This is a genomic window from Algoriphagus sp. SE2, assembly GCF_039563885.1.
In the GTDB taxonomy this organism is placed as follows: domain Bacteria; phylum Bacteroidota; class Bacteroidia; order Cytophagales; family Cyclobacteriaceae; genus Algoriphagus.
Map to the genome: position 1 here is coordinate 16,553 of NZ_JBCLWJ010000001.1, position 25,254 is coordinate 41,806.

The following is a 25,254-nucleotide window of genomic DNA, read 5'->3' on the forward strand; positions in this document are numbered from 1 at the left end:
TTTATTATATTAGTTACACTTTTTTAATAGTTGAAACTATGTTAGCAAAGGCTACATTTTCTCCTCAGTGGATTTTTTTTAACTGCCGAATATACAGGTTTCTTCTGGCAGTTGTACTTGTTTTTGTCTCATGGGTAAAGCTCTTTTCCCAAGAAGTAGGCTCTTATAAAACAATACAATCCGGAGATTACTCGAATCTAAGTATATGGAATATATTTGACGGAACAAGTTGGTTTGCTCCCTCAACCATACCAAATTCCACGAACGATATCTATATAGACCAAACCCATACCTTACGATTAGTCGGAAATGAATCCGCAAAAAATATATTTATTAATGCAGAAACGGGCGCTGGCGAAAAATTGAATTTAAATGGAAATCAGCTAGAAGTTTATGGAAGTCTTAATAGCTTTTCAGGAGTAGTCCCCGGCACGCCCACTGGAACTTGGAACAGTCAAAATTGGATAGGGAACTCTATATCAAGTAAAATAGTCTTTAAAGGAACTTCACGAACTATAATTTCCAAAGGATCCTGGAGTGGATTTACAACTAATAGCCGTTACTCTGTGGAATTCGATCCTGGACCGGGAGTAATTCTTAGGATTGAAGAACCTTTCAAATCTTTAGGGTTCATTTTAAAATCAGGAACCGTTATCCAAGTTTTAGACAAATCTATATTACCTAACACTTGTCCTACATTTTCCTTTAATAATGAAGCGATTTATGGGTCAGGTTCTTTTGGGGATTTTGTAATAGAATCTGGAGCTAAACTAATTTCTGACTGTGATAGTAATATTCTTTTTAGATCCACGTCACAGAGTGCATCCTTGATTGACCTTCAAGATGGAGGAGAATTGGTCTTAGAAGGAACTTCTCCAACAATTGAGGCTTCTACTTTCCAACTAAATGGAAAAGTAATTTTTAGAAATAATTCCAACCCACAAAATTTCATTACTACCTCATATTCAGGCTCAGGAACACCAAATACCTTTCATGACCTAGAAATTGAAGGAACACAGGATTTACTTATGCCACCATATCTAAATTTGACAGGAAATATGGAACAAACCGGTACCGGTACATTTCTGTTGACTAATACAGAATTGGAATTCTCTGGAATGGACGAACAGTCAATCTCAGGGTTTAGCATGCAAGTTGGAGATTTGTATCTCAATAAATCGTTGGGGGCAGTATCTTTTGCGGAGAATCTGGCTGTTCTTAATAATCTAAAAATGAATTCTGGAGTGCTAGATCTTCAGGGAAATGATATCTCCATAAACACTTCTTTTACCGGTGAATTGGAGTATTCTGCTGGCTCATGGAAAAACATAAATCAGTTCACTTACTTTGGAGTACCCGTCACTTTTGATGCAGTCAACGGAACTTTTCCTTTTGCAGATAAATATCAAGGCGGAATACGAAAAGTGCAGTTGCTTGGAACTTCCGCAGGAGGAAATCTTCAAATTTCTTTTACAGAATATAAAGGGGTAGATTATTCTGCTTCTTTTTCGGATTCAGATGGCACACTCATCCTTTATCGACTATTTAGTTACTTTCAGTTTGATGGATTAAACCCATCCTCAAACCCGCTTGAGTTGAGGATCTCAGCCGATCAATTAATTGTTGATCAAGTAGATGATTTAAGGATTGTTAGTACGGGATATGCAGCTCCTGGTAATCATGTGGCGGGTTTAGATCCAGACCTTTGGGCAAGACGTGATCTTACTTTTGATGATTTAAAAGGTCCAAATTTTACTGTTGGAAGCTTCAGAACATTAACAATTTTGCCCCTTTTTTGGGTGAAGACTTCTGCCACAAACGAATCAGGACTACCGAAAATTGAATGGGAAATGGCAACTGATTTAAATAATTCATACCTAGAAATCTTCAGATTTACCCAGATCAATTCAAAGAAAAAAATTGTCAAAATTGAAGAACCCCAGCTTCTAAGAACAAATGAGTTTATAGATTCATTACCTCTTCCATTGGGAGAAATCTATTATCAATTGAAACATGTAAATTCCTTTGGGGAAGAAAATTGGAGTAAGGCTTTTCGGTTAATTCGATCTAAAGACAAAGAAGCAAAGCTCTTCCCCAACCCTAGTAAAAATTCAGAAAATGTTTATCTAAAATTACCCTTGTCAGAATTTAATTCAATTATTCAGATCATAGGGTTGGGTGGAAATTTATTCTATGAAGGAAATTATGTTGAAAATAATATATCTAATCTGATCCACCCTTTACCAGTTGGCCATTATGTCATTAGGGTTTTCGGTAAGAATCAAGTTTATACTTTCAAATTGATTAAAAACTGACGTAGTCATTTTGTTTTTATTATTGAAAATGGTCTTTCCCTCATTTTTTTTATCTTGTTCGGTAAACCCAATTTCTCCTCATGACCATATTTCTTGTCCTGCTCAGTATTGCAATCCTAGTTTTATTGATTGTTTGGGCTAAGCTCAATCCTTTCCTGGCTTTTATCATCTCAGCTATTGCCGCAGGCTTACTTTTGGGGTTACCTGCGGATAAAATTGCGGGCTCCATTCAGACTGGAATGGGGAATTTGTTAGGTGATTTGGTCATAGTCATTGTGATGGGTGCCATGCTCGGAAAATTAGTTGCAGAAAGTGGTGCTGCTCAGCGAATAGCAGGATTCCTGATGAATATCTTTGGTGAAAAAAATATTACCTGGGCTATGTCCATTACTGGCTTGGTTGTAGGAATTCCTCTTTTTTATAACGTAGGCTTTGTCCTGCTGGTACCTTTGGCTTTTACAGTAGCCTATCAGTACAAAATATCTGCTGTATATGTTGGAATCCCCTTATTGGCAGCTTTATCAGTAACTCATGGATTTCTGCCACCCCATCCTTCTCCTGCAGCATTGGTTGCTCAATTTGATGCTAATATGGGATTGACATTATTTTATGGATTTCTGATAGCGATACCAACTATTATTATTGCAGGCCCCATATTTGCAAAAACATTGAAAAATGTCCATGCCAATCCTTTAAAGACATTCCAAGCAGAAACTCGAACAGAATCCGAATTACCAGGTGCATTCAATAGTTTTTTTACTGCTTTGTTACCTGTTTTTTTATTGGTTGGCACAACAGCTCTTAACCTAAATATTGACTCTCAAAATATCCTCTCCCCCATCATTCAATTTATTTCGAATCCGGGAATTGTAATGTTGATCTCCGTATTGGTTGCAACTTATACGCTTGGGTTGAGGAGAAAATATAAGATGACCCAGTTAATGGACATTTATACAATCGCCGCAAAGGATATTGCGATGATTCTATTGATAGTAGCCGGAGCTGGAGCTTTGAAACAGATTTTTACAGATACTGGGGTAAGCCAGGTTATTGCAGATGGATTAAGCACTTGGGATATACCCCCTCTTATCTTGGCTTGGATTATCACTGCTATTATTCGAGTTTGCGTGGGTTCTGCAACAGTTGCTGGGTTAACAACCGCTGGAATCATCGCCCCGCTGGTTACAACAATGAATGTAGACCCTAATCTTCTTGTCCTTTCTATTGGGGCAGGAAGTTTAATGTTTTCTCATTTCAATGATGGCGGATTCTGGATGTATAAAGAGTTCTTTAATGTCAGTATTAAAGATACCATCAAGACTTGGTCATTAATGGAAACTTTAGTGGCTGTGATTGGACTTGCAGGAGTCTTGATTCTAGATATTTTTGTCTAAATTGAAATCATGGAAACACCAGAAAGTAATTTTTCAAAACTCGGTCTTACTTTACCTCCTGCTCCTAAGCCATTAGGAGTCTATAAACCTTGCCTAATAGATGGAAAGTATCTTTACCTATCTGGACATGGAACTGTCAAAGAAGATGGAAGCCTGATTATTGGTAGGATTGGATTAGACCTTGATATGGAGTCAGGCAAACTTGCTGCAAGACAAGTTGGCTTAGCGATGCTTTCCACAATCAAGGCAAACCTTGGTTCCCTTAACCGAGTAAAACGAGTTATTAAGGTTTTGGGAATGGTTAATTGTACTGAAGATTTCAAAAAACACCCTTATGTCATAAACGGATGCAGTGAACTTTTTGCTCAGGTTTGGGGGAATGAATATGGAATCGGAGTTCGATCGGCAGTTGGAATGGGCTCTCTCCCGGATAATATACCTGTAGAAGTTGAAGCTCTGTTTGAACTCCATGAAGGAGCTTAAGGCTCGACTAATGCCTTATAAGAGTCAAAAATACTCATGATATCTTTGACGTAGTTTACGGCCAAATGCCCTTTTGCAAATCCACTTTTTACGACAGGATCATTGTAATATTTTGGATCGGTTTTTAACTCCAAAAATTCAGAAACATCCGTCCAGCTTTGCGTATTTCTACCATATTTCATAGCTAACCTCCAAGCATCCTCCACATGACCATGTCCAATATTATAAGAAGCAAGAATATATTTAATCCTCTCATTGGTCTCAGGTACTCTTTCCAACCAAAACTTATCCAAGTAACGTAAATATCTAACCCCTCCGGTCAAAGATTCAATTGGGTCATGTGGGTTTTCTACCCCAAACCTCTCCAAGGTGACTGGCATTAACTGTAGTAGCCCCGTAGCCCCCGCATAAGAAATAGCTGTTGTGTCAAATCGGGATTCCTTGTAAACTAATGAAGCTAATAACCTCCAATCCCATCCAAGTTGCTCAGCACCTGTTTTAATTATCTCATCAAATTGAGAAATACGATTTCCTGCCAAGGAGGAAAAAGGACTGTTTGATCGAAAGTAACTGTTTTTTGAATTTAAAAAGTATCTGGCATACAAATCTGGAATAAACCGCTCTTGTTTGTCCTCTAACCAATTATTTAAAGAAGAAAGTAATTTTGGAGAATTCTTCCTTACCACCCAAGATACTTCTCCTTCTTTTTGAACCTCCCATGAAATATCAAGGCCATCATAATAAGTTGCATTTGCTTGTGCAATATTTTGATCGGCAACTGTCCACTTAATCTCGTTCTTAACTACTTGATCAATTAGTGATTCCTCATGATCTGGCGTTTCTATTACAGTAAATTGAACTTGTAAAGAATCCTTTACAGCACACAATTGGGATTTATAAATTGAACCTTGTCTCACAACAATTGTATCACCAGAAATATCCTCCCATGAATTAACCTTTTCTGAAGTTTTTCTTCCAATTAAAACAGAACTCATTTTCCCAAGAGGAATAGAAAAGTTAGCCCTTTCACTTCTCTCTATTGTTTCTTCAAGATTCATCGCAATAAGATCAACCTTCCCTTTCTCTAGGTAATCAAAAGCTTTATCTATATCAGAAATCAATACCAAACGAAGCTGAACGTCTAGCCTTTTAGCTAGGTCACGTAGGAGTTCATACTCATAACCCATTCTTCTACCACGGTAGATGTAATATCCTGTGGAACTGTTATCTACAGCAGCCCGAATAAATCCTCGTGTTTCAATTCCTGATAGGTCTAAAATATAAACATCCTCTTTTTCAGTATTACCAAATTTTCTTTCAAAGAATGTGCATTGAACGCCAAATACCAGAAGGATTATTACTGAAAATAATAGAACAACTGCTTTCTTCATATAAAAGGACTAAAAGTCCATATGATTCTCGATTGCAGGATTTGACAAATGCCATGCCAAAAGAAATATTAATAATTTCTTAAAAAAAGCAAATAAAAAAATGAGCCTGGTAAAATCAGGCTCAGGATATTTTATTCTTCAATTGGAAGATCCAGTTCCTCGTAGCTATTTTGAAAAAATATCCTTCCTGAAAGCCTCATTAATTCAATTTCTCTTTCCTTAATATTGAATATTGAAGTGATCAATCTATTCTCAGCAGTCAATAAGTTTACTTGTGCATCTCTGAATTCTAAATAAGAAGATATTCCAAGTCTAAATCTCTCTAATGCAATTTCAGTATTCTCTTTAGCGACTTCATAATTTTTCTTTTCTATCTCCAAAAGATTTCGATTGGTTTGATAGGTATTATATGCTCTATGAATATCTGCCCTCAATTGAATCTCGAATTGATCCAAAGCATAACCCTGAACTTTTTGTTGAACTTTGGCATTTTGGATTCTTCGATTTAATGTCAATCCACTGAATAAATTCAAGGTAATATTTCCTCCAAAATTTAAACCCTGTCTTTGATTTTGCAGCAAGAAACCTGCATCTGAATTGGATGTGTTGTTCACATAACTTCCATTTAGATTAATCTGGGGCAGTCGCTGTGCCTGTAATTCCTTCATTTGAAGAAATGCTACATTTTCCTGACGTTGCGCTATAAGCAGTTGTTTATTATCAATGAGGGAATTCTCTTCCAAATCCATCAACATCAAAGGCTCCCCAATGGTAATGGTATCGTTTACGGCAAATTGCGTATCTGGACTTAAAGCCATGAGCTCATTCAAATTAATTCGAGCTGCATTGATGATCTGTTCTTGATTTACCAAAAGGGTCAAATCCGAATTATAGTCTACTTCAGCGGTTAAAAAGTCCCTTTTACCAGCTCCTCCTAATTCATATTGAGCTTCCGCAATATCCAATCTGGATTGGCTTAATTCAAGAGTTCTCTTTAATACTTCATAGCGCTGTAATTCTAAAACGAGACGATAGTAAGCAGAAGAGATGGAAGCTACGGTGTTTTCAACTGCAATTTTAGCATCTAATTCTGAAATTTCAGTTAATTGTCCCAGTCGCTTCATCACTACGATATTCTCGGGCTGAAAACCATAAATTCCAACAATCGAGAAATTTTCGGTTCTGGACTTTGCCCCATCAATGGTTCTAGGTTCCGGATCATTGACAAATCTCTGCTCTACATCTTCATTACTAAAGTTTCTGGCATAGGTTGCATCCAATTGAGGTAAGAAAAAATCTCCGACGCCAATTTTTTGGTTGACTTCATTAATAGTAATGTTTTCAACAGCAATTTTAATATCCAGATTTTTCTCCAGACCTATTTGGATTGCTTTTTCAAGGTCTAAGGCCTCCTGACTTTGAGCAAATAATACTGAACTTATGCTGCTCACTAAGAGCATGGCAATCAACTTCTTCATTAAATTCTGGCTAACCTTCCTTCTTTGGAAGTGAGATAAGTATAAATAGCTGGGATGACAAAAAGGGTGAGGATTGTAGCAAACATTAAACCTCCAATCACTGCTGCACCCATCGGAACACGGCTTTCTGCTCCAGCTCCAAGACCCAATGCGATTGGCAAAATACCAAGGATCGTGGATAAACTAGTCATTAAAATTGGTCGGAACCTTGCAACAGCCGCACCATAAATTGCTTCATGGACTGACATACCATTGGCTTTTCTTTGATTGGCAAATTCGACAATAAGAATACCATTCTTTGTTACCAAACCAATCAGCATAATTATTCCAATTTGGCTGAATATATTCAATGTAAAACCTAAAGCCCAAAGAGTGAATAGTGCTCCGAAAATTGCTAAAGGAACAGTAAACATAATTGTCAGCGGATCTAAGAAACTTTCAAATTGGGCAGAAAGTACAAGATAAATCAATACGAGGGCAAAGAGGAAGGCAAAAAGTAAACTATTAGAACTTTCTCTAAACTCTTTTGAAGGGCCTGATACATCTGTTGCAAAGGATTCATCCAAAACTTCTGCTGCAATTCTATCCATCTCTTCCAAACCGTCACCAATGGTATACCCTGGGGCCAAGTTGGCAGAAACAGTACCACTCACAAATCTATTAAATCTATAAAGTTGTGGAGGAGTACTCCTCTCGGTTACCCTAACTAAATTATCTAATTGTACTAAACTTCCATTTTCCGCACGTACATAAAGCATTCGAAGATTAACAGGCTCATTTCTATCTTCAAGCCTCATTTCTCCAACTACCTGATATTGCTTTCCATTTTTAATAAAATATGCAAATCGCTGTCCGGAATAAGAAAGTTGAAGCGTTCTCGCAATCTCTTGAACGGATACTCCAATATTTCTGGCTTTTGCTCTATCAATTTCAATCTCCAATTCAGGCTTGGTAAACTTTAGGTTGATATCCGAGAAAATAAAAATGGGACTTTTCCCTACTTCTTCCATGAAAGTTGGAATTGCTTCTTTAAGCTTATCCATATTGGGAGCCTGCAAAACATACTGAATTGGTAGCCCCCCTCTTCTATTTCCTATTGATTGAGGCTCTGAGGCAAATGCCCTAACTTCCGTGTAGTTCTTTAGCATGCCATTGATTTCATTGAAATAATCATTTTGGGACCGCTCTCTATTTTCTGCATCAGTCAAAATAAATCTGACAAATCCAGAGTTAGTGCTTGATGTACCAAAACCTGGAGAGGTAACTGAAATCAAACCAGTTACTTCTTCAGGAGGAAATTTTGCCTTGAAGTCAGCGACCATTTGGTCGATGACCCGATCCATGTAACCGAAAGTAGCGCCTTCCGGACCACCCAACTGGATTCTGATTTCACCTCTATCCTCCACTGGAGCCAATTCACTTGGAATCTGGTTAAATAGCCAATAAATCCCAAAACCCATAAAGGCAACAAGAATAAATGAAACCCAACGGAATTTCATAAATCCACCTAGCATGCGGTCGTAACCATCATTTAACCAAACAAAGATCGGCTCCGTAGCATTGTAAAATCTATTATGCTTTTCCCTTCTTTTCAGCAATCTGGAACTCAACATTGGAGTCATAGTCAATGCAACAAAAGAGGAAATAATAACGGCTCCAGCTACGACAATACCAAACTCTCTAAAAAGTCTACCAGTTGTCCCTGTTAAGAAAATTACCGGAAGGAATACCGCTGCCAAAGCAACAGTAGTAGCAATTACCGCAAAGAAAATTTCTTCAGCACCTTTTTCAGCAGCATCCAAAGGCTTCTCTCCTTTTTCTATCCTGGTATAAATATTCTCCAGAACTACAATTGCATCATCGACCACAAGACCAATAGAGAGAACTATTCCAAGAAGGGTTAGAACATTTATGGAGAAATCCATCACGTACATGATAAAGAAAACTCCAATCAATGAAATGGGGATTGTCAAAACAGGAATAAAGGTGGTTCTCCAATCTCGTAAAAACAGGAAGATAATTGCTACCACCAAAATAAAGGCGGTAATGATAGTTTCTTGAACTTCTGCAATAGAACTTCTAATATAATCTGTTGAATCGAAACCGATTTCAAGTCCAACATCCGCTGGAAGATCTTTTTTAATAAATTCTAATCTTCTGTAGAACTCATCTACGATTTCAATATTATTTGAACCTGGCAAAGGGACCAAAACTACCCCAACCATTGGGACTCCATCTCGCTTCAGAACAGTTCTTTCATTTAAAGCAGCAAGCTCTGCTTTTCCAATATCTTGAAAACGGACAATATTATTTTGATCTTCTTTGATAATAAGACTATTGAACTCCTGTGGAGTGCTAAGTCTACTTTTAGTTCTCACGGATAACTCAATGGCCTCCCCTTCTATTCTACCAGAAGGAAGTTCGACATTTTCACTTTGAACTTTTGAAAGAACATCCAAAGGAGTGACACCGTAAGAAGCCATCTTAAGCGGATCCATTCTCAAGCGGATTGCATACTCCTTTTCTCCCCAGATTTGAACTCTACTTACACCAGGAATCGTTTGAAGCCTTTCTTTAAAAATATTTTCAGCAATATCGGATAAGTCCAGTAAGCTTCGCTCATCACTTTTTACATTCAAAAATACTATTGGCTGAGAATCCGCATCAGCCTTGGAAACGACTGGTGGTTCTGCATCTGGAGGCAGGTTTCTTTGTGCCCCAGATACTTTATCCCGAACATCGTTTGCGGCAGCTTCTAAGTCTGCTCCAACATCAAATTCTACTGTAATGCTACTTCCACCATCATTACTAGTAGATGTAAGAGATTTTATCCCTTGGATACCGTTGATTGCCTCCTCTAAGGGTTCCGTAATTTGGGCTTCGATTACGTCAGCATTGGCACCAACGTAGGTGGTACGAACATTAATGACAGGTGGATCCACACTAGGGAATTCACGGATACCAAGCAATGAAATCCCTATCGCACCAAAAAGTATGATGACTAGAGACATCACGATGGCCAAAACTGGCCGATTGATACTTATATTTGATAAGCTCGACATATTAGTTGATTTGAGTATACTCTACAGGGGATCCCTGTCTAGCTTGTAAGACACCAGTGGTAAATACCAGATCTCCCTCATCCAGACCACTCAATATCTGAACATGGGTATCTGTCCGTGTACCAATTTCAACTGTTCTTTCTTCAGCTTTATTACCGGCACCAACTACAAAAACTTTGTAACCTTGTAATTCCGGAATAACGGACTCTGAAGGTACCATCAATGCATTCTCTATTTGACCTAAAACAAATCGAATTCTGACGAACATTCCAGGCAAGAATTTTTTCTCTTTGTTTGGGCTTTCTGCTCTTAGCTTCAAGGTTCTTGTCGCTGCATCAACTTGTGGTTCAAATGCATAAACTTTTCCCTTCACCTCTTCAGGAGATGATTCGTTTGTAAAATAAATCTCAGAACCTACAGAAACTTGGTTGGCATACCTTTCAGGAATAGAAAACTCAATTTTTATTGGATCTATATTTACAAAATTGGCAATCACATCGTTTGTGCCAATCACACTTCCTTCACTAACTTGTCTTAATCCCAAAATACCATTAAAAGGAGCTCTAACTACTGTTTTTGACAATTGAGCCTCCACTAATTTCAAATCTGAAAGTGTTGTATTGTATTGGTTTAAAACAATATCATACTCTTCTTGGCTGATAGCTTCTCTTGCCAATAATTGTTTCTGCCTGTTTTCCTGACTCTCAAAAAGCTTTTGTGTGTACTCCAACCTCTGAAATTGAGCTTGTAATTCATCGTCATTTAAGTAAACCAGTGGAGTGCCTTTGGTAACATATTGACCTTCTTTAAAGGCTATCTTGGTAACCAAACCTGAAACCTCTGTTCTTAAGTCTACGGATTCATTTGGAAGAATAGTACCAGTGACTGAAAGTTGATTTCTAAGTGTTTCCTTTTGGAGTTTTACAACTTTTACTGGCAAAGCTGAGGGGGCGCCAGGACCAGCCCCAGATGATGCTACACTGGATTCATTAGAATTTCTTTTATCCAATCTAGGATATAAGAAAGCAGCGATAATGATAACGATAATCCCGACAATCAGGATAATCTTAGTCTGGTTTTTCATAAATAATGAAAGTACTCCTTTTTAGTTTTCTCCTTGAATAAATGCTAAAGCATATTTATTGAATCGTTTTGGTTGCTCCACGTTAACTACATGACCACATTTCTCCACGATTTTTAACATCGAATATTTATGTTCTTGAACTATTTTTTTTACTGGTTCTAGAAACATTATGTCTTGATCTCCCATCACATACAGTGTTGGTATATCAATTGATTTTTCTTTAAAATATTTCAAAAGAGGGTTTATATCTTTAGTCAGTTTAAACCAACGAATAAACTCTTTTTGGCAAAGCTTTTTGGCTTCATTGATAAACAGATTTCTTGACTCAGAATGTTGCTTTCTAGGCATAATTATGAATGCGAACAAACTGTATAACCACATATAAGGAATTACCTTTTTAAATGTGTTCCCCAAGAAAACCAAAAACCTGGATTGGATATTTAAACGGGTAATAGCTCCTGCTAATACCAACGACTTCACTCGTTGCGGCTCAATTTCAGCAAGATTTCTTGCTAGAATTGTCCCCAAAGAAACCCCTGCAAAATGTGCTGGAGGGATTTTCCAATAGTCCAAGACTTCAATAATATCCTTTGTGATCTCCTCAAACGTATATTCTTCTTCCCAAATAGCTTGATGAACATCTGCAGACTTACCATGCCCTCGCAAATCAATAAGCATTATATTAAAATGCTCACGAAAATCCTTCAGCTGCTTGAACCATACTACTGAAGATCCACCAGCGCCATGAATGAAGACTACCCATTCTTTGCTGCTTGGATGAATATACCTTTTACTATATAGCATAAAGTTAAAACACCAAGTTTGTTCAAAGGTTGTCGAATGCCTAATTTAAATCAGATTTTTAAGTTTAATGAGATAAAAGATACTGGAGGCAAATCTTCCCCATCAATGGAGAAAAAAGGTGATGTTTTATTTTGCGAATAGTTAAAAAACTTAAAATTTCCAACCTAAGGTACTTTGAATAACATAATCAAAATCACTAGCACCAAAAGTAGGCATATTATCATAGTTCATGGATATACCTACTTTCAAAAAGAAATCCTCAACAAAATTATATCTAACATTAAAACTTGCATCAGATCTGTTACGGCCTTTCTCAGAAAAGCTTTTATAGTAAACCCAAGAACCGGTAAAGTTAAAAACACCAACATCGAAGAAATTGAAATCCGTTCCCAAAATAGCTTCAAAGCTCTGATTTGAAGGTAGATCACTCAAAAAATCTTCGTTATTATTGTTGATTCCAGCCTGGATATTCCAATAAGAGTGATTGGTATGAATGAGATATTTTCCGAAACCGACAATTGTATTTGCCCTCAGCCTGATTAATTGCTGCGTATTACTTAGTAAGTTTTCTGAACCAATTAAAAACCAATCATTTGGAAGAAATAAAACGAATGCCCCACTTGCTTGGTACCTTTTAATGGCATTGGTCGATTCCTGAATAGAGCGGATTGCATTAAAAGTTAAATAAAACCCCCATTTACTCCCATTATAATTTAAATGACTTAATACAGAAAACTGCCTAAGTCTATTGGATCTAGCAATATTAAATCCGAGACTAATATCTCCATTAAACCTACTTGCAAATGATTCATTGATTTCATTAAGTAAAACCAATTCCTCCTTTTCTATCAAAAATCGATTTTTCTCGTCAAGTGAAATCACTTTTAGAATTCTTGCACTCGGATTCACTACTGAAATTTGGATGGAATCCTTTGAAATCGAATTAATATTACCCACAAGTCTTTCACCATTTTCCAACGTGATAAAAAACTGATTTGTGGTCTGAAGAGAACTAACTTCTTTCCATTTTACCTGAATATCTACATTGGAGTAAACAGTCTTTATATAGAGAATTCCTTTATCCAAATAAGAAATTTTACCTACAATTAGATCCTCGTTTGATAGTCTCAGCGTATCATTTTGTGCATTTAGAGTCAAACAAAAACCATGTAAAAGAAGAATTACTAGGAAAAATCGAATCTTCTTTGCTACAAACTCCATCCAACAGTGGTCTGGAAAATATAATCCGTTGTTGTTGCTCCTTCAACTGGCCTATTATCGTAATTCAGTGTAGTACCCATTTTCACATAAAAGTCTGAAAAGAACTCATATTTCACATCAAGCCGAAAATCAGTTCTAAATCTTCCCCAGTCTGAAATACTGGGATAGGCTACTACTTGACTATAAAGACTTAAATCACCGATGTCATACAAGTTAAGTTCAGAACCTATAAATGCTTCCCCTGTTTTTCTAGATGGACTATCGTCTAAATAAACTTCATTGTTAAAGTTGAGTCCAGTCTGGAAACCAAAATAAGTCCTATTTGTATGGATCACATATTTACCAAAACCGACTTTATTACCTGTTCTCAACTTTATCAACTGTTCCGTATTCGACAAGAAAGTAATATCATAAAGTAAGAACCAGTCCTTCGGAAGAAAGTAATTATAGGTAAAATCTGCATCAGTTCTTTTTACCGGATCGACATTGTCTTGATTAGATCTCAGAGTATTATATGTGGCATTTACCTTCCAACGGTCAGCCAAATAACCTAACCCACTTCTCACGTTATACTGCCTCAGATTATTAGCTCGAGTTAGACTCCAACCCAAGTCAATATTAGCGGAAAGCCTACTCCAAAAGCCATCATCAAGGGCATTGAGGTAAACTATATCTGCTATTGCAACAGAAATCTTTCCTCCACCAATATCTTCTGTATTGGATTTCTTTTTACGAAGAGAGAGAATATAGTCTGGATCATACGTGTCTATTTCGATTGTTTCGTTATCTATACTATTAATGGTCCCGTTATAACGCTTACCATTAGAAAGTGTGATCAGGTATTTGGCTTTTGAGAAAACCTGTGAAATTCCCGTCCAAGTAATCTTAAAATCCGAATCACTGTAGTCCGTTTCAATGGTTAATACCCCCTTATCCATAGTTTTTATTTCTCCGATAATAAGATCCTTATTATTTAGAATCAAAGTATCTGTTTGACCATTTACAGAGAAAAAAGTTCCCATACCAAAAAGTAAAATCAAGTAAAAACTTCTCTTTAGTAGATTAACATTCATTGCTTTGACGATTTAAAATTCCCTGCAAAATAAAAAAAGCATCCTTAAAAGGATGCTTTTTCGAAAAGTAAGATGTGTTAATTAATTGAATATATATCGAACGCCAACCTGCATTCTCCAAGTATCACCTATTGAAGTTGTGGTTCTGAACGTTTCAGTTGGGAAATTACTAGTTCCAGGAATCGTGTTCAATCTATACTCAGGCTGTCCAGCGGCATTTACACCTCTGAAGTTTAACAAGTTGTCCTGAAATGCAAATTTCTGGATACCCCATGAGGAGTTGAACATGTTTCCAATATTCAAGATATCAACCGAAAGCTGAAGTCTGTTCTTCTTATCTTTAGAAAGCACAAGGTCCTCAGTTATTCTGAAATCAAAACGGTTTACAAACGGTCTTAATGCTCCGTTTCTCTCTGCAATCCTACCTCTATTTTCACTTAAATAATCATCTTGATCTATATAGGCATCTAATAATTGAGCTTGCTCAGCTGCTGTAATTGTTCTTCCATCAATCGTAAATTCTTCGAAAGCCAATTCATTCGCGTTATTAGGGATGTACATTAACCTATTTGAAGCATCTCCGAAATTTCCAGAATAGGCATACGAGAATCTTCCAGCATCAGATCCCTCATAGAATAAAGATATCGTTGTGTTATCAGTCTGATAAGAAAGATTAGCAATAACTCTATTAGGAATATCAAAACCTGCAAAACTTAATTCCGGATCATTTCTATCAGAAGCAACTGTCGCAGGCCACAATGAAATAGCTTGAGATCCGCTTGAAGCATCTAAATCTCTTGATCTAGATCTGGTATATGCAGCCATTACAGAAAATCCATTTTCAAACTGCTTTTGCAATTGTGCAGTAAGTGAATAGTAATCAGCTCTTCTTTGGGCATTCGTCAGATAGAAAACATTTCTAAAATCTGAATCACTAGAATAGTTTGTATTATTCCAATAAGGTCTCTGATCAGGACCTGAAAGAGTTCCATCAGGAGTTCTTACGACTGGGTTATACGCGATAGGCGTTGAAACATCCTTCGAGTAAATGAATTCCAAGGTTCCAATAATACCAAAAGGTAATACTTGATCAACAGCTAAATTAGATCTCCAAACTTGTGGAAGCTTAAAGTTTCTGTCAGTTAGGTTCAATTCATTGGAAAGCGATTGACCTGGGTTTTCAGGATTTCCAAAAGTCACATCAGGATTAAATACATAATTTGGACCCAAAGCATCTACTACATCTTGACCTTCATAACCTAATCCACCTCTTACTACGCCCGATCCATTTACTTGATTAGACAACCAAACAAAAGGAATTCTTCCTGAAAATACACCTGTTCCACCTCTTACTTGGGTCGTTCTGTCACCTTTAGCATCCCAGTTAAAGCCTACTCTTGGAGACCAAAGTGGGTTTACCTTTGGAAACTGGCTCACGTCTGGAGTGATTGTTCCATCAGGAGTTTCAAAAGTCTTATTCAAATCATCCAATAAGTCGTTTGATGGAATATCAATTGGATAGAAAGGAAAATCGATTCTCAATCCACCAGTAACTTTCAAATTTTGAGTAATCTGAAACTCATCCTGAACATAAACACCAAACTGACCAAAATTAGTATTGTCAACAGGTGGTGTGGTTGAACCATCCAAAGCATAGCCTTTGGCAAATGCTTCAGGATAAGTACCAGGAGTTCTATCAATTACAGTCGCAACAAAGTCATCATAGGAGTTAAATCTATAGAACCCGTTAAAGACAGGGTTAAATGCATTTTTGAATGTCATGTATTCAAAATTAACCCCAAAAGTATAAGTATGATTTCCTTTGTAGATGGAGAAATTATCAGTGAAATTAAAAATATTATTTTCCAATAGATTCCCGACAGTATACAATTCATTACCCATAGACATATAGTAAAGTAAGTTACCAGATGCATCAGGCTCCATTACTTCAATAAATGGGAAATCTTGTCCGCCAGGAATACCTCTTTTGGGGTCTGTTATAGAAGTGTATCCAATGTTAATCTGATTCGACATATTAGCGCCTATTCTTGAATTCACTTCTGCAACCCAAGATTGTACTTTCCTATCATTGGTATAGTTGGCATTTCTGAAGTTCATGGCTTCAATGCCTGTTCTTCTTGTATTTCTATATCTAGTTGAAATATATCTTACCGAGTTGCCATTTGTTGGCACATCCGTAAACGCTGTATAATTATTATATCGGATAGATACTTTGTGGTTATCATTGAGGTTCCAGTCTAATCTGGCATTGAATCTTTCTTGCTCAGATGCAAAGGCATAATTTTCATAAGGTCCAGCCTCGTATCCATATAATTCAGAAAGTCTATCGCGAACAAAATCCAACTGTGAAGAGGGAACTCTAGATACCGTCAACCCATCAGGTTCTAGACCAGGTCTAGAAGCAACTTTTGTAAAACTTGGAACTGCTTCAGTCTCTTTCTCATAAGAAACAAAGAAGAACACTTTATTTTTTATAATTGGGCCTCCCAATCTAAAACCAGAAATCTCATTTTTGGAATCACCAACATTAAGACGAGTATCTCCTACCTTATCTCCAATCATTTGATCATTTCTCAGAAAATAATAAGCTGATCCAGAGAAATCATTTGTTCCTGACTTTGTGATTGCATTTACTGAAGCTCCTGTGAAACCAGCTTGACGCACATCAAATGGTGCAAGGTTTACCTGAACTTCTTCGATTGCATCTAATGAAATAGGATTAGCACCTGCAAATTGTCCTGAACCAAGACCGAAGTTATTGTTGTAGATGTTTCCGTCAATTGTATAATTGTTGAATCTGCTGGAAGTACCTGCAAATGAAGTCCCATTTGATTGAGGTGTCAATCTTGTGAAATCATTGATACTTCTATTGACAGTCGGAAGTGAATTAATCTTATCATTATTTAAGTTTAATGCCGCTCCGGTTCTGTCTGAATTCATAATAGCATCTTTACTTGCTATAACTTCCACAAGATCCAATTCCATCCCATCAGATAGCTGAACGTTTAATGTGTAAGTAGAACCCAATCCCAAAACAATCCCGTCAAACGTTCTTTCTTCAAACCCAACAAAAGATACTACTACTGTATAAGGCCCACCAACACGCATGTTTGGAAGAACAAATCGACCTTCTAAATTACTTACAGCCCCATATCGGGTACCTGATGGCTCATGAGTAGCCACAATATTTGCTCCTGGAAGCGACTCTCCCGTTTCGTCAATAACATTCCCTTGGATATTAGCTGTTGTCACGCCTTGAGAAAAGGCTAACCCTGTGCTCATCACCATGAATATCAAAGACAATAAATTTTTAAGTAAATTTTGCCTCATAATAAATTGGTTTTTTGTTTAAGTTGGTTTTAAAATTTTTCCTTGCAAAAGTAAAATGACCTTTTGGCAATCTTGGGTAGTTACTGTTATTTTTTGACACGCGAATTTCACAATTTTTAACAAAAAAAATAATATATAAGCGCAAATAAAATTCTTTAAACGGCAAAAAAACTTTCATTCCATTATAAAATAGTCAAATTTTAAAACTGAATTTTACAATATTTTCTATTTTATGGGTAAACTCTGGAATTCATCGTTTGTTCAAAAACCTCAATTGGATTTTGTTTTTTGACGATTTAACGATTCCTTACTTTGCTCTTTTAAAAAAAATCAAAATATCATACACGTTGAGAAATAAGAACTTTGCTTGGCTTTATCTGTTTTTACTAGCAACTCTAGCAGATTTAGTCTTTTTATTGGAATCAAATTCTGAGCTTAGATTTTACTCTAAACCATTGATTTTATTGGGATTGATCCTTTATTTCTACATGATCACCAAACCAATCGCCAGCACTTTGCTAACCAAATCTGTTTTAGGGGCTTTAGTATTTTCGTGGATTGGAGATATTCTTTTGTTATGGTCCCAACTATTTGCTTTTGGTTTGGGAGCATTCTTAATCGCTCATGTTTGCTATATCATAGCTTTTAAAGTCGCTCAGAAAAACCCAGGACATATTGGTCAGGTGAATTTTATCAAAACCTTCTTTTATAATCTCCCTTTTTACATCCTTGCGGCATTTGTCTATTATCTGATCCAGCCTAATTTGGGAGTCTTAAAGGCTCCCGTAATTATTTATGTGATTGTCATCGTTTCGATGGTCACTACGGCCAGAGAACGATTTGGAAAATCTCATCCCTCCAGTTTTTGGCAGGTGATGATTGGTGCCATCCTATTTTTTATTTCTGATGGAATTCTAGCCATTGATCGGTTCTATCTTGGGTTTCCTGAAGCAGGAATTTTAATCATGGGAACTTATGCTGTTGCACAGTTATTAATTGTGATGGGAATTCGGAGTCATTTAATTCAACCTCAATAATCATTCTCTGAAGATAATTTTAAAAAGCTCCTATTATCATTAAAATGGACAAACAAATCCTAATCGATTTAGTAACCAAGAGAATGCCTTATGGCAAATACAAAGGCCGACTTCTTTGTGATATTCCAGAACATTATTTGGTTTGGATGCATGGCCAAGGGTTTCCTGAAGGAAAGCTCGGAATGTGGCTTCACACGCTTTATGAAATCCGCTTAAACGGACTCGAAGGCATCTTAAGGGAGCTACGGAAGAATTTCAACCCTATCTGATTTTGATAGATAATTTCTTTTTGTTGTAACTTTTAGCTGCCTCTCTTCATAGCAGGTATTCCGGAGGAATTATTTTTTAGAGGATTTCTCCAAACCAGATTAGAAAAATTGATTCATCCACTCGCAGCCATTTTTATTTCGGGCATATTATTTACCGCTTGGTATATTCCCAGTAGATTTTTTCTTGCTGATGGGGTAGATGGAACAGCTGGCGATCTATCTTCAGTTTTAATGGGTACTGGAATTCCGGTCCTTATTGTGGGAACATTCTTTGGTTGGCATTGGATGCGCTACCGTAATTTACCTTTGTTTATACTTGTCCATTGGGCGATTGATATTTTGCCCTCTATCAGTTCCTTTTTCAAAATCAGCTATTGATTGAGCATTATTAATCTGGTATTGATCCATTTCTGACAAAACCATTTGAACGCTTAGAAATTAAACTCAAAACAAAAAAAAGGCCGAAGCCTCTTTCCTTTTTATTTCAAGTTTACCAAAATCGATAACTCTTTGAGTTGCTCATCTGCGATGCTACTTGGTGAGTCTATCATGACATCTCTTCCTGAATTATTTTTTGGGAATGCTATATAATCTCTAATGGAATCAGATCCTCCAAAAATCGCACAAAGTCGATCAAAACCAAATGCAATACCACCATGTGGAGGAGCTCCATACTCGAATGCTTCCATCAAAAACCCAAACTGATTTTGGGCTTCTTCTTCTGTAAATCCAAGATGCTTGAACATCAATTGTTGCGTTGTTCTATCGTGGATACGGATAGATCCACCGCCTATTTCCACACCATTAATAACTAAATCATAGGCATTAGCACGTACAGCTCCTGGATCAGAATCCAACAAGGCGATATCTTCGGTTTTTGGCGAAGTAAATGGATGGTGCATGGCATGGAATCGATTAGTTTCTTCATCCCATTCCAACAATGGAAAGTCTACTACCCATAGAGGTTTAAAAACATTTCTATCCCGAAGACCAAGATCTTCACCCATTTTTAGACGAAGCTCCGAAAGTTGCTTTCTAACTTTTCCGGCATCTCCACTTAGGATCAACATCAAATCCCCTGGTTCTGCATTGAAAGCACTAGCCCAACCCTGAAGATCCTCTTGAGAGTAAAATTTATCTACCGTTGATTTAATAGTACCATCGGCATTGTATTTGGCATATATCATTCCTTTTGCACCAATCTGCGGTCTTTTCACCCAGTCAGTAAGCGCGTCCAATTGCTTCCTAGTATATTCTGCTGCCCCCTTGGCACAAATCCCTACTACAAGTTCAGCATTATCAAAAATCCCAAAACCTTTACCTTTTGCCAAATTATTTAACTCGACAAATCTCATGTCAAAACGAAGATCAGGTTTATCGTTGCCATAGTATTTCATGGCATCCGCAAATGTCATTCGCTTTACTTCCTCCAGCTCCACTCCTTTTACATTGGCGAAAAGATGTTTAGTCAAACCTTCAAATGTGGATAAAATGTCCTCTTGCTCCACAAAAGCCATTTCACAGTCAATCTGTGTAAATTCTGGCTGACGATCCGCCCTGAGGTCTTCATCTCTGAAACATTTCACGATTTGGAAGTATCTATCAAATCCCGAAACCATCAGCAATTGCTTAAATGTTTGAGGAGATTGCGGCAAAGCATAAAATTCTCCTGGATTAACGCGACTTGGAACCACAAAATCTCTTGCTCCCTCCGGAGTAGATTTGATCAGAACAGGAGTTTCAACTTCAATGAAATTTTGTGCGTCCATGTATTTTCGAGTCTCTTGCATCATTTTATGACGCAGTTGAAGTTTTTCTCTAACTACATTTCTTCTCAAGTCCAGATAACGGTATTTCATTCTCAGTTCATCTCCACCATCGGTTTCATCTTCAATTATAAATGGAGGTACTTTAGCTGCATTAAGTACATCAAGTCTGCTGACCTTGATCTCGATTGAACCCGTCGGGATTTTGTCATTTTTTGAGGTTCGCTCTATGACAATTCCAGTAGCTCGAACGACAAATTCTCTACCTAAGTCAGCCGCTTTCTCTAAGAGCTCTTTTTCAGAAGAATCCTCTTCAAAAATTAATTGAGTGATTCCGTACCTATCTCTCAAGTCAACCCATATCAACCCGCCTTTATTTCTTACGCGCTGAACCCAGCCAGCTAAAGTTACTTCTTGATTGATATTTTCCAGGCGTAATTCGCCACACGTATGCGTCCTCAGCATGTCATTAGTTTTTTTGGGAGGTCAAAGATAAAGAATTGAGGTCGAGTACACCACCATCTTTTTGGGATTCCTTATCAGTTTGGTCAAATCTCTAAAAAAAGCATTTTAAATAACACCTTTCATTGAAAGAATCTCAAAAATTATAGGGCTTTGGACTAGCATTTTAAAAAATAAATTAGAGTTCATCCTCAAATATTTGTTGTTTTGAATTCGTTGGAATTATAGTTGGCTAAAAAATGATAAAAGTAAGTGTTTCCAAAACTTGGAAAATACCCTCTTTTTTCCTTGCTTAACAGGTTATTTAATTGTCCCATTAGATCACAGATTAATGAATAAAAGATGGATTGTTGCCGCTTCAGTTCTTCTCACACTTGTAGCTGCAGCTTTTTTCCAATATTTCACCGGTCCAAAAACACCAGAAATTGAAACAGAAAATTCTGAGGAATTGGCTGTTGAAGAAGTTTCTCAAGATGTCTTCCTCTATGGTATCAATGTAACAGACCTTAATATTGTAGAGGGTACTGTAAGTAAAAATCAGACTTTAGCTTCTATTTTGGCACCTTTCAATGTCCCTTATCAGATTATAGATGAGATCGCTAAAAAGTCAAAGGAAGTATTTGATGTACGAGGAATAGCCACAAATAAGAAGTTTACAGTTTTGACTCCTTCAGATTCTGCTCAAGCCCAATTTTTTATTTATGAGCCAAACCCTGCTGAATATGTAGTTTTCAATTTAGATTCTTTGAATATCTACAAGGCAGAAAAGCCTGTGGAATATATTCAAAGAGAAGTTTCAGGAATTATAGAAAGTAACTTGTCTTCTGATATGGGCAAGCAAAATATAAGCTATGATATTGTTGATCAGTTTGCAGATCTATATGGATGGTCAGTAGATTTTGGTGCACTTCAAAAAGGTGACAAGTTTAAAGTAGTTTTTGAAGAAAAAATGATTGATGGAAATGTGATTGGAGCTGGAGATATTAAACTTGCATATTTCGAGCACAGAGGAGAACCTTTTCACGCAATTCCCTTTGTTCAAAACGGTGAAATGAATTTCTTTGACCAGGAGGGAAACAGCTTAAAAAAAGCTTTCTTGAGAGACCCGGTAAAATATACAAGAATTAGCTCCCGCTATAACCTGAGAAGATTTCATCCTGTGCAAAAGCGATATAAAGCTCACTTGGGGACAGATTATGCGGCGGCCAAAGGAACAGAGATCAGATCTGTCGGAGATGGAGTGGTCACAGACGCAAGATATACCTCTGCCAACGGAAATTATGTGAAAATCAAACATAATGGGACTTATACAACCCAATATCTACACATGTCAAAAATCGCTTCTGGATTGAAACCCGGTCAGAGTGTTAAACAAGGTCAAGTAATTGGATATGTAGGTAGTACAGGTTTGGCAACTGGACCACATTTGTGTTTTAGATTTTGGAAACATGGCAAACAAGTGGATTGGCTTCGAGAAAAAATCCCACCATCCGAACCCATATTAGCCGCAAATAGAGCTGCTTTTGATTCGAAAAAATATGAATCTCTTCAAGTGCTGGCAAATATTAATTACCCTGGAGAAGCCAAAAAACTATTGGCAGATAAAGAGGTAAACCCAAATGCCGCAACGATTAAAGCTAAAGTGGATTAAATTTCATTAAAAAAATAAAATGAAGAGAGGCTCTAAAAGGCCTCTTTTCCTTTTATGGGGAATTAAAGCAGGTTTTCAACAATCTTTTAATTAAATGATATTTGTCACAAACCATAGAGTTTATTTTTCATAGTTTCGCCCAAATGCTGAAAAGCACTCTCTACATATGGCTTTCTGCTGTCTTATTAATGAACAGCATGGTGTATTCGGTGATCAAAGTAAGTTTTACGATCAACCAGAGATACATCATCGAAAATTTTTGTGTTAACAAGGATATGCCTGAATTGGAGTGTGATGGAAAATGCTACTTAGCAGATCAAATTAAAGCCGAAAAGGAAAGACAGGAATCAACACCAGCATTTACTTTTAATTCCGATTTTGGGGTTTATATTCCAAACTCTTCCTTTTTCGTCAACCATCCGATTAATACCATTGAGCCCTTGGCTCACAAAGCTTTTTATCATTATTGGTTTGGCCAAACCGTATCTAAAGAAATCGAACATCCTCCGAAAGTGTGATTTTTTGATCAGTTCAAGATTTCTTAAATAAAAAAATACAAATCATGCGATTTCAATTCCCTGCCTGGCTGGGGTTGGTGTGCGTGTGTGGTTTCGTTTCTTGTGACAAAATTGATGAGGCTCCTAAATCCGGACCTAATTTAATTTCACTGGATGCCCCGGATTATTTTCCTGGAAATGTAGCCATGCCTGCCGATAACCTACTGACAGAGGAAGGAGTGCGACTTGGTCGAATGCTTTTCTATGAAAAAAAGCTTTCATCAGATGGCACTGTTTCCTGTGCTTCCTGCCATCAGCAGCAAAAAGCCTTTACTGATGGCAATAAATTTAGCTTTGGAGTCAATGACGCTATTGGCGATAAAAATGCGATGTCATTATCCAATCTTCATTGGCAAAATCGATTCTTTTGGGATGGTCGGGAAACTACGCTAGAATCCCAGGCGATTCAGCCAATCGAAGATAAACGTGAAATGAATCTTCCTATTGAAGAAGCTGTGGCACGTTTAAAAGCTGATGCAACGTATCCCAGTTTGTTCGAAAATGCTTTCGGCACGGAAGAAATCACTCCCAAACTCATCGGTAAAGCCTTGGCTCAGTTTCAGAGAACGTTAATTTCTGCCAATTCAAAGTTTGATGCCTGGATCAGAAATGAAGTAGAACTTAGTCCCGAGGAAGAATTAGGGCTTGAGCTTTTCTTCACTCATCCTGATCCCAAACTCCAACTACGAGGCGGAAATTGCGGTGATTGTCATCTGGGATTCCTGACTGCAGGAGACCCAAATGGTTTTACAGGATTCCACAATAACGGCTTAGATACAGAAGAAAACTTGCCTTTAGGCTTAATGAAAGTAACTGGGAACTCTTTTGATCGCGGAAAATTCAAAGCCCCAGGATTACGGAATATTGAACTGACTGCGCCTTATATGCATGACGGGAGATTCCAGACTTTGGAAGAAGTCCTAGACCACTATAATGACCACATTCAAATAAGTAGTACGCTGGATGTATTGATTTTGGAAGCCAGTAATGAGATTCCAGAAAATTCCGAAACTGTCAAGTTGCATCTAAGTGAAAATGAAAAAAAGGCAATTATCGCTTTTCTAAAAACATTGACAGACCAACAATTTATTACCAATCCAAAATTTTCAGACCCCTTTAAATAAAACTAAGCAATGAAAAATCTTATTTATACCGCCCTATTTTCTTCCTTATTGTTATTCTCTTCTTGCAATGAGGATGAAGTTCCTGCTACCATGGCTGTGGATATTTCCTTGGACCATATAATTAGCGGACAACCATTGGAATTGAATGGAAAGTCTTTTACACTTCCTTCAGGAGAGTCATTTACCCCCAAAAAATTCAAATATTATATTTCCAATGTGAAGTTAACCAACTCCAAAACTGGAGAAATTTATGTTGAATCAGATAGCTATCATTTAATCAGTGAGGATGGAAACAAAAGTATAGATCTAGGGATGATCCCTACCTCAAACTATGACCAAATCACCTTTTCCATCGGAGTAGATGAGATAGCAAATGGTAAAACAGATCAAACTGGAGATTTAGACCCTAATTCTGATATGGCTTGGAACTGGAACACGGGCTATAAATTTCTGATACTGGAAGGTGAGTTCACAAATGCTAAAACGGAAGAAAGACAGGGATTGGTAATGCATATCGGAACTAATGCAAATTATAAAACCATAACCCAATCAGTGAATGGGTTAAAAGCAGGAAAAGCTACTACGATCTCTCTTGTTACTAATTTGGATGAATTATTTGTAGATCCAAACTCACTTTTATTGAGTGAGTTGGAAAGCACTACGATCATGTTTGGAGAGATGGCGGATAAAGTCGCTGAGAACTATTCTGAAGGGTTTATCACCATAAAGTAA

Annotated in this window: 19 protein-coding genes; 10 read left to right on the plus strand and 9 right to left on the minus strand. The window is 37.1% G+C overall.

Annotated features, from left to right (window positions below):
• The first annotated feature begins 38 nt into the window (after positions 1 to 38).
• From AAGF08_RS00040 to AAGF08_RS00050, 3 genes are all read left to right on the plus strand, one after another.
• The gene (locus AAGF08_RS00040) at positions 39 to 2,315 is read left to right on the plus strand and encodes a T9SS type A sorting domain-containing protein (protein ID WP_343508824.1); all 2,277 of its coding nucleotides are present in this window, start codon (positions 39 to 41) and stop codon (positions 2,313 to 2,315) included.
• 80 nt (positions 2,316 to 2,395) lie between these two features.
• On the plus strand, positions 2,396 to 3,709 hold the full coding sequence (locus tag AAGF08_RS00045) for a gluconate:H+ symporter (protein ID WP_343508825.1): 1,314 nt from the start codon (positions 2,396 to 2,398) through the stop codon (positions 3,707 to 3,709).
• Positions 3,710 to 3,718: 9 nt separating this feature from the next.
• The gene (locus tag AAGF08_RS00050) at positions 3,719 to 4,192 is read left to right on the plus strand and encodes a RidA family protein (RefSeq protein WP_343508826.1); all 474 of its coding nucleotides are present in this window, start codon (positions 3,719 to 3,721) and stop codon (positions 4,190 to 4,192) included.
• Here the strand turns inward: AAGF08_RS00050 and AAGF08_RS00055 are convergent.
• From AAGF08_RS00055 to AAGF08_RS00090, 8 genes are all read right to left on the minus strand, one after another.
• A complete protein-coding gene (locus AAGF08_RS00055; protein ID WP_343508827.1) occupies positions 4,189 to 5,583 on the minus strand; it encodes a transporter substrate-binding domain-containing protein in 1,395 nt (464 codons plus the stop codon). The two genes, AAGF08_RS00050 and AAGF08_RS00055, sit on opposite strands and share 4 nt — an antisense overlap.
• Before the next feature lie 131 nt (positions 5,584 to 5,714).
• Entirely contained in the window at positions 5,715 to 7,061 is a 1,347-nt protein-coding gene (locus tag AAGF08_RS00060; protein ID WP_343508828.1) for a TolC family protein, read from the minus strand.
• Complete coding sequence (locus AAGF08_RS00065) at positions 7,061 to 10,123, minus strand: efflux RND transporter permease subunit (RefSeq protein WP_343508829.1); 3,063 nt, start codon at positions 10,121 to 10,123, stop codon at positions 7,061 to 7,063. Before AAGF08_RS00065 ends, AAGF08_RS00060 begins: the two co-directional genes overlap by 1 nt.
• A gap of 1 nt (position 10,124) precedes the next feature.
• A complete protein-coding gene (locus tag AAGF08_RS00070; protein ID WP_343508830.1) occupies positions 10,125 to 11,207 on the minus strand; it encodes an efflux RND transporter periplasmic adaptor subunit in 1,083 nt (360 codons plus the stop codon).
• Between the two features lie 21 nt (positions 11,208 to 11,228).
• On the minus strand, positions 11,229 to 12,011 hold the full coding sequence (locus AAGF08_RS00075) for an alpha/beta hydrolase (protein ID WP_343508831.1): 783 nt from the start codon (positions 12,009 to 12,011) through the stop codon (positions 11,229 to 11,231).
• 150 nt (positions 12,012 to 12,161) lie between these two features.
• Positions 12,162 to 13,232, minus strand: a complete 1,071-nt coding sequence (locus tag AAGF08_RS00080) for a DUF481 domain-containing protein (RefSeq protein WP_343508832.1) — start codon at positions 13,230 to 13,232, stop codon at positions 12,162 to 12,164.
• Positions 13,220 to 14,305, minus strand: a complete 1,086-nt coding sequence (locus AAGF08_RS00085) for a DUF481 domain-containing protein (protein ID WP_343508833.1) — start codon at positions 14,303 to 14,305, stop codon at positions 13,220 to 13,222. The genes AAGF08_RS00080 and AAGF08_RS00085 overlap by 13 nt, the downstream gene beginning before the upstream one ends.
• Before the next feature lie 81 nt (positions 14,306 to 14,386).
• On the minus strand, positions 14,387 to 17,656 hold the full coding sequence (locus AAGF08_RS00090; RefSeq protein WP_343508834.1) for a carboxypeptidase regulatory-like domain-containing protein: 3,270 nt from the start codon (positions 17,654 to 17,656) through the stop codon (positions 14,387 to 14,389).
• Positions 17,657 to 18,003: 347 nt separating this feature from the next.
• Between AAGF08_RS00090 and AAGF08_RS00095 the strand changes: the two genes are divergently transcribed.
• The 3 genes from AAGF08_RS00095 to AAGF08_RS00105 are packed head-to-tail and all read left to right on the plus strand — an operon-like array spanning position 18,004 to position 19,340.
• Positions 18,004 to 18,693 carry a lysoplasmalogenase gene (locus tag AAGF08_RS00095; protein WP_343508835.1) on the plus strand — a complete coding sequence of 230 codons (690 nt, stop codon included), beginning with the start codon at positions 18,004 to 18,006 and terminating at the stop codon, positions 18,691 to 18,693.
• A 44-nt stretch (positions 18,694 to 18,737) separates the two neighbouring features.
• Positions 18,738 to 18,962 (plus strand): DUF3820 family protein, encoded by a 225-nt coding sequence (locus AAGF08_RS00100; protein ID WP_343508836.1) that lies wholly within the window; start codon positions 18,738 to 18,740, stop codon positions 18,960 to 18,962.
• A 48-nt stretch (positions 18,963 to 19,010) separates the two neighbouring features.
• Entirely contained in the window at positions 19,011 to 19,340 is a 330-nt protein-coding gene (locus tag AAGF08_RS00105) for a CPBP family intramembrane glutamic endopeptidase (RefSeq protein WP_343509282.1), read from the plus strand.
• Positions 19,341 to 19,441: 101 nt separating this feature from the next.
• Here the strand turns inward: AAGF08_RS00105 and aspS are convergent, their stop codons facing one another.
• A complete protein-coding gene (aspS, locus tag AAGF08_RS00110) occupies positions 19,442 to 21,193 on the minus strand; it encodes an aspartate--tRNA ligase (protein ID WP_343508837.1) in 1,752 nt (583 codons plus the stop codon).
• Positions 21,194 to 21,521: 328 nt separating this feature from the next.
• Here aspS and AAGF08_RS00115 point away from each other — a divergent pair, with 328 nt between their 5' ends.
• The 4 genes from AAGF08_RS00115 to AAGF08_RS00130 all read left to right on the plus strand — a co-directional run bounded on the left by AAGF08_RS00115 (position 21,522) and on the right by AAGF08_RS00130 (position 25,254).
• Positions 21,522 to 22,841, plus strand: a complete 1,320-nt coding sequence (locus tag AAGF08_RS00115; protein ID WP_343508838.1) for a peptidoglycan DD-metalloendopeptidase family protein — start codon at positions 21,522 to 21,524, stop codon at positions 22,839 to 22,841.
• Between the two features lie 143 nt (positions 22,842 to 22,984).
• On the plus strand, positions 22,985 to 23,359 hold the full coding sequence (locus AAGF08_RS00120) for a hypothetical protein (protein WP_343508839.1): 375 nt from the start codon (positions 22,985 to 22,987) through the stop codon (positions 23,357 to 23,359).
• Between the two features lie 44 nt (positions 23,360 to 23,403).
• Positions 23,404 to 24,522, plus strand: coding sequence for a cytochrome c peroxidase (locus AAGF08_RS00125; protein WP_343508841.1), 1,119 nt, complete (start codon positions 23,404 to 23,406; stop codon positions 24,520 to 24,522).
• Positions 24,523 to 24,531: 9 nt separating this feature from the next.
• Positions 24,532 to 25,254: an MbnP family protein gene (locus tag AAGF08_RS00130; protein WP_343508842.1), complete on the plus strand. Its 723-nt coding sequence runs from the start codon at positions 24,532 to 24,534 to the stop codon at positions 25,252 to 25,254.

Excerpts from the sequence above, each read along its gene's own strand:
- AAGF08_RS00040 (WP_343508824.1), top strand. The coding sequence starts at position 39 with ATGTTAGCAAAGGCTACATTTTCTCCTCAGTGGATTTTTTTTAACTGC.
- AAGF08_RS00045 (WP_343508825.1), top strand. The coding sequence starts at position 2,396 with ATGACCATATTTCTTGTCCTGCTCAGTATTGCAATCCTAGTTTTATTG.
- AAGF08_RS00050 (WP_343508826.1), top strand. The coding sequence starts at position 3,719 with ATGGAAACACCAGAAAGTAATTTTTCAAAACTCGGTCTTACTTTACCT.
- AAGF08_RS00055 (WP_343508827.1), bottom strand. The coding sequence starts at position 5,583 with ATGAAGAAAGCAGTTGTTCTATTATTTTCAGTAATAATCCTTCTGGTA.
- AAGF08_RS00060 (WP_343508828.1), bottom strand. The coding sequence starts at position 7,061 with ATGAAGAAGTTGATTGCCATGCTCTTAGTGAGCAGCATAAGTTCAGTA.
- AAGF08_RS00065 (WP_343508829.1), bottom strand. The coding sequence starts at position 10,123 with ATGTCGAGCTTATCAAATATAAGTATCAATCGGCCAGTTTTGGCCATC.
- AAGF08_RS00070 (WP_343508830.1), bottom strand. The coding sequence starts at position 11,207 with ATGAAAAACCAGACTAAGATTATCCTGATTGTCGGGATTATCGTTATC.
- AAGF08_RS00075 (WP_343508831.1), bottom strand. The coding sequence starts at position 12,011 with ATGCTATATAGTAAAAGGTATATTCATCCAAGCAGCAAAGAATGGGTA.
- AAGF08_RS00080 (WP_343508832.1), bottom strand. The coding sequence starts at position 13,232 with ATGGAGTTTGTAGCAAAGAAGATTCGATTTTTCCTAGTAATTCTTCTT.
- AAGF08_RS00085 (WP_343508833.1), bottom strand. The coding sequence starts at position 14,305 with ATGAATGTTAATCTACTAAAGAGAAGTTTTTACTTGATTTTACTTTTT.
- AAGF08_RS00090 (WP_343508834.1), bottom strand. The coding sequence starts at position 17,656 with ATGAGGCAAAATTTACTTAAAAATTTATTGTCTTTGATATTCATGGTG.
- AAGF08_RS00100 (WP_343508836.1), top strand. The coding sequence starts at position 18,738 with ATGGACAAACAAATCCTAATCGATTTAGTAACCAAGAGAATGCCTTAT.
- aspS (WP_343508837.1), bottom strand. The coding sequence starts at position 21,193 with ATGCTGAGGACGCATACGTGTGGCGAATTACGCCTGGAAAATATCAAT.
- AAGF08_RS00115 (WP_343508838.1), top strand. The coding sequence starts at position 21,522 with ATGAATAAAAGATGGATTGTTGCCGCTTCAGTTCTTCTCACACTTGTA.
- AAGF08_RS00120 (WP_343508839.1), top strand. The coding sequence starts at position 22,985 with ATGCTGAAAAGCACTCTCTACATATGGCTTTCTGCTGTCTTATTAATG.
- AAGF08_RS00125 (WP_343508841.1), top strand. The coding sequence starts at position 23,404 with ATGCGATTTCAATTCCCTGCCTGGCTGGGGTTGGTGTGCGTGTGTGGT.
- AAGF08_RS00130 (WP_343508842.1), top strand. The coding sequence starts at position 24,532 with ATGAAAAATCTTATTTATACCGCCCTATTTTCTTCCTTATTGTTATTC.